Annotated in this window: 3 protein-coding genes; all 3 read right to left on the minus strand. The window is 75.0% G+C overall.

The window, feature by feature from the left end; genetic code table 11:
* Positions 1 to 1,202, minus strand: a 1,202-nt coding sequence (locus ACWGIU_RS32660; protein ID WP_453711725.1) for a glycosyltransferase, incomplete at its 3' end; no start/stop codon positions are given.
* Positions 1,199 to 1,975: a polysaccharide deacetylase family protein gene (locus tag ACWGIU_RS32665; RefSeq protein ID WP_453711726.1), complete on the minus strand. Its 777-nt coding sequence runs from the start codon at positions 1,973 to 1,975 to the stop codon at positions 1,199 to 1,201. The genes ACWGIU_RS32665 and ACWGIU_RS32660, both read right to left, overlap by 4 nt.
* Positions 1,965 to 3,691 (minus strand): murein biosynthesis integral membrane protein MurJ (gene murJ / locus ACWGIU_RS32670; RefSeq protein ID WP_453711727.1); only part of this gene is annotated, 1,727 nt, incomplete at its 5' end. The genes ACWGIU_RS32665 and murJ, both read right to left, overlap by 11 nt.

Here is a 3,691-nt window from a genome sequence, read left to right on the forward strand (position 1 = left end):
GCGCCGGCGCCACCGGACACCGGGTCGGCGGCGGCGCGGCCCTTGCCCGCCCCGGCGCCGCCCGGCGCGGCCGAGAGGGCGAGGTCGTACACGTCCAGCAGCTGCCGCGCGCTGCGGGCGATGTCGTAGCGGCGGACCACCGGCGGCGGGGGCAGCCGGCGCGCGCCCGCCTCCATGTGGCCCCGCAGCGCCGCGACCAGTTCCTCCGTGCCGGTGCCGATGCGCCGGGCCCCGGGGGCCTGCGCGGCGGGCAGGTCGTCGATGGCCGGACAGGTCACGTGCAGGACGGGGAGTCCGGCGGCCAAGGCCTCCACGACGGCGAGGCCGAAGGCCTCCTCCCGCGACGGGGAGACGAAGACGTCCATGGCGGCCAGCAGCGCCGGGATGCCCGGGGTGCGGCCGTCCGCGCTGTCACCCAGCGGGTCCCGCTCGCCCAGCAGGTGGATCCGGCTCTGCGCGCCGAGCTCGGCGGCCAGCCGGCGCAGTCCCGCCCGCTCCGGCCCGTCCCCGGCCAGCAGCAGGTGCGCCCCAGGCAGCGCGGCCACGGCCCGCACCAGGACGTCGAACCGCTTGCCGGGGACGAGCCGGCCGACCCCGCCGACCACGAAGGCCCGCTCGGACAGCCCGGTGCGGGCCCGGGTGGCCCGCCGGACGCCCTCGTCGAAGCGGAAGCGGACGGCCTCGATCCCGTTCGGTACGACGTGCACCCGCGCGGCCGGCACCCCCCACCCCTCCAGCCGGGCTGCCACGGTGTCGGAGACGGCCACCGTGGCCGCGCCCAGGCGTTCACTGGCCAGGTACAGGGTGCGCACGCCGGCCGACAGCGGCCTTCCCTCGATCTCACCGTCGCCGAGGGAGTGTTCGGTGGCCACGGTCGCCCCGGTGCCCGCGAGCCGGGCCGCGAGGCGCCCGTAGACGCAGGCCCGGTACAGGTGCGTGTGCACGAGGTCGTACCGGCCACGCCGGATGAACCGCACCAGCCGGGGCAGCGCCCCCAGGTCCCGGTTGCCCCGCATGCCGAGGTGGACGACCCGGACCCCGTCGGCGCGCAGCCCCTCGGCCACGGGCCCCGGGTTGGTCAGCGTCAGCACGTCGCACTGCATCGGCATGTGCCGGAGCAGCAGCCGCAGTTGCTGTTCGGCGCCGCCGACGCCGAGGCCGGTGATGATGTGCAGTGCCTTGACCGACTGGAGCGCCTTCACCGCTGCACCCCGCGCCGCAGCTCGCGCACCTGGTGACGGAGCTGCTTGATCCGCAGCCGGGCGCCGCCGTCGGCCTGGCTGACGTGCGTGCGCGGCAGTGCGTGCGGGCCGGCGAGCCGTCCTGGGTCGATGGCGCAGGCGTAGCCGTAGCCGGCGGCCCGGGTGGCGTCGACGACCCGGGCGTCGAGGTGCCCGTACGGGTAGCAGAACCCTTCGGGCAGGGTGCCCGTCAGCTCCCGCAGCAGGTCGCGGCTGCCCCGCAGTTCCTGCTGGAGGGCGTCGTCGGCGATCGCCGTGAGGTCCTGATGGAGCAGACCGTGCGAGCCGATCTCCTGTCCGGCATCGGCGACCTCGCGGATGCCCTCGGCGGTGAGCAGGGACCTGCGCGGTCCCAACGGGTCCCACACGTTGTCCACGCCGAGCCGCCCGGGCAGGACGAAGAGGGTGGAGGTGCAGCCGTAGCGGCTCAGCAGCGGGAGCGCGTGGGTCAGGAAGTCGGTGTAGCCGTCGTCGAAGGTCAGCCCGACCAGCCCGGCTCCGCGACCGGCCGCGCGGGCCCGCAGCAGTTCGCCGACGGACACGCCGCGCAGGCCTCGGGAGCGCAGCCACAGCAGTTGGGCTCCCAGGGCGAGCGGGGTGACGGTGATCCCGTACGGGTCCTCCGCGGGGTCGGTGAACTCGGCGACCGAGTGGTACATCAGGACCCACGGCGAAGCGGCCCGGCGGGTGGGGATCACCACGGCGGCGGGGGCCGTGTCGGTATCAGCGGACATTGCGGAACCTCTGCGTGAGCTGGGAGATCTGACCGGGCAGGGCGGTGACTTCGAGGGCGCGCATGGCCATGCCGGTGGCTCCGAACATGGCCGGGACCAGCAGGCAGCCGAGGACGGCGCTGACCATCGGGTCGGGGATCATGGGGCCGGCGATCCAGCCGGTGGCGCCCGCGGCGACGGCGGCGACGGCGAGCCGGCCGATCCTGCCGGCGACCCGGCGGACCTGGATGGCGATGATCCGCGAGCCGAGGCCGGTGAGCAGCAGGACGGCGGTGGTGGAGATGCCGGCGGCGTTGGCGGCGGCGATGCCGTAGGTGCCCCACCGGCCGACGGCGAAGGCTCCGGCCACGACGTTGACGAGCAGTCCGGCACCCATCGCGAACGCCGGGAACCAGATGGGCCGGGCGGTCGAGAAGAAGGGCCGGGACAGTGCGCCGACGAGGCAGTGGCCGAGGAGTCCGAGTGCGTAGACCCGCATGACGGAGGCGGTGGCGAGGGTGTCCTCGTGGGTGAAGGCGCCGCGTTCGAAGAGGACCTGGATGATCTGGGGTGCGTAGCCGATGACGAGTGCGGTGCCCATCAGGACGGCCAGCGAGGCCAGCGCGAGGTCCTGCTCCACCCGCCGCCGGGCCTTCTCCCGCTCTCCCCCGGCCATGGCCTGGGCGACGAGGGGGAAGGTGACGGTGCAGATCATCAGCGACAGCACCATCGGCATCTGCGCGACCTTCTGCGCGTAGTTGAGGTGGGAGATCGCACCGGACGGGAGCGAGGCGGCCAGGAACCTCTCGACGAGCACCTGCGACTGCCGGAAGACCGCGAAGAAGATCACGGGGGCGATGACCCCGAAGGCGATGAGGGTGGGGCGGTCCCGGTCGCGCTGGCTGCGCGGGGCGGCCCTCTTCGCGCGGGGTGGGCCGAAGCCCACGTTCCTTACGAAGGCGGGCAGTTGGACGAGCGCCATCAGGAGCCCGCCGACCGCGACGCCGGCGGCGGCGGCCCGGACGCCCCACACGGCGTGCAGGGCCACCATCGTGCCGATGATGCCGACGTTGTACGAGACGTAGATCGCGGCGGGTGACAGGAAGGACCTGTGCGCCCGCAGGGCGGCACTGAAATATCCGGCGATGCCGAAGGAGAGCACGGTGAGCGCGGTGAGCCGGGTGCACTCGACGGCCAGTTCGGGGTCGGGCAGGCCGGGGGCGAGCACGGCGACGACGGCCGGCGCGGCCATGACGAGCACGGAGGCGACGGCGGCCAGGAGCACGACGAGGCGCGGCAGGGTCGCTCCCACCAGGAGCCGTACGGGGTCCTGCGCGCGGGCCTCCCGGCGGGTGAGCCCCGCCCGGCCGGCGGCCCGCCGGGCAAGGGCGTGGCTGAAGGCGGGCACCATCAGCAGCGCCATGGCGTCCTCGATCAGGAGCGTCGAGGCCATCTCGGGCACGGTCCAGGCGATCAGGAAGGCGTCGCTGTCGTGCCCGGCCCCGAAGAGGTGCGCGATGGTCTGGTCGCGCACCAGCCCGAACAGTGCCCCGGCGGCGGTCAGCCCGGCGGTGACGGCGGCGGCCTTGGCGAGGAACCTGCCGAGCGGCTGGCTCCCACCGGCCGCGCTCCCACCGGCCGCGCTCCCACCGGCCGCGCTCCCAGCGGCGGCGCTCCCAGCGGGCATGGCGGACTCGGACGCCTGGCTGCCGGGCGTGGCGGGAGGCGCGACCGCGC

Source organism: Streptomyces sp. NPDC054840, assembly GCF_053611065.1.

Coding starts and splice junctions, on each gene's coding strand:
- ACWGIU_RS32665 (WP_453711726.1), bottom strand. CDS start 1,975: ATGTCCGCTGATACCGACACGGCCCCCGCCGCCGTGGTGATCCCCACC.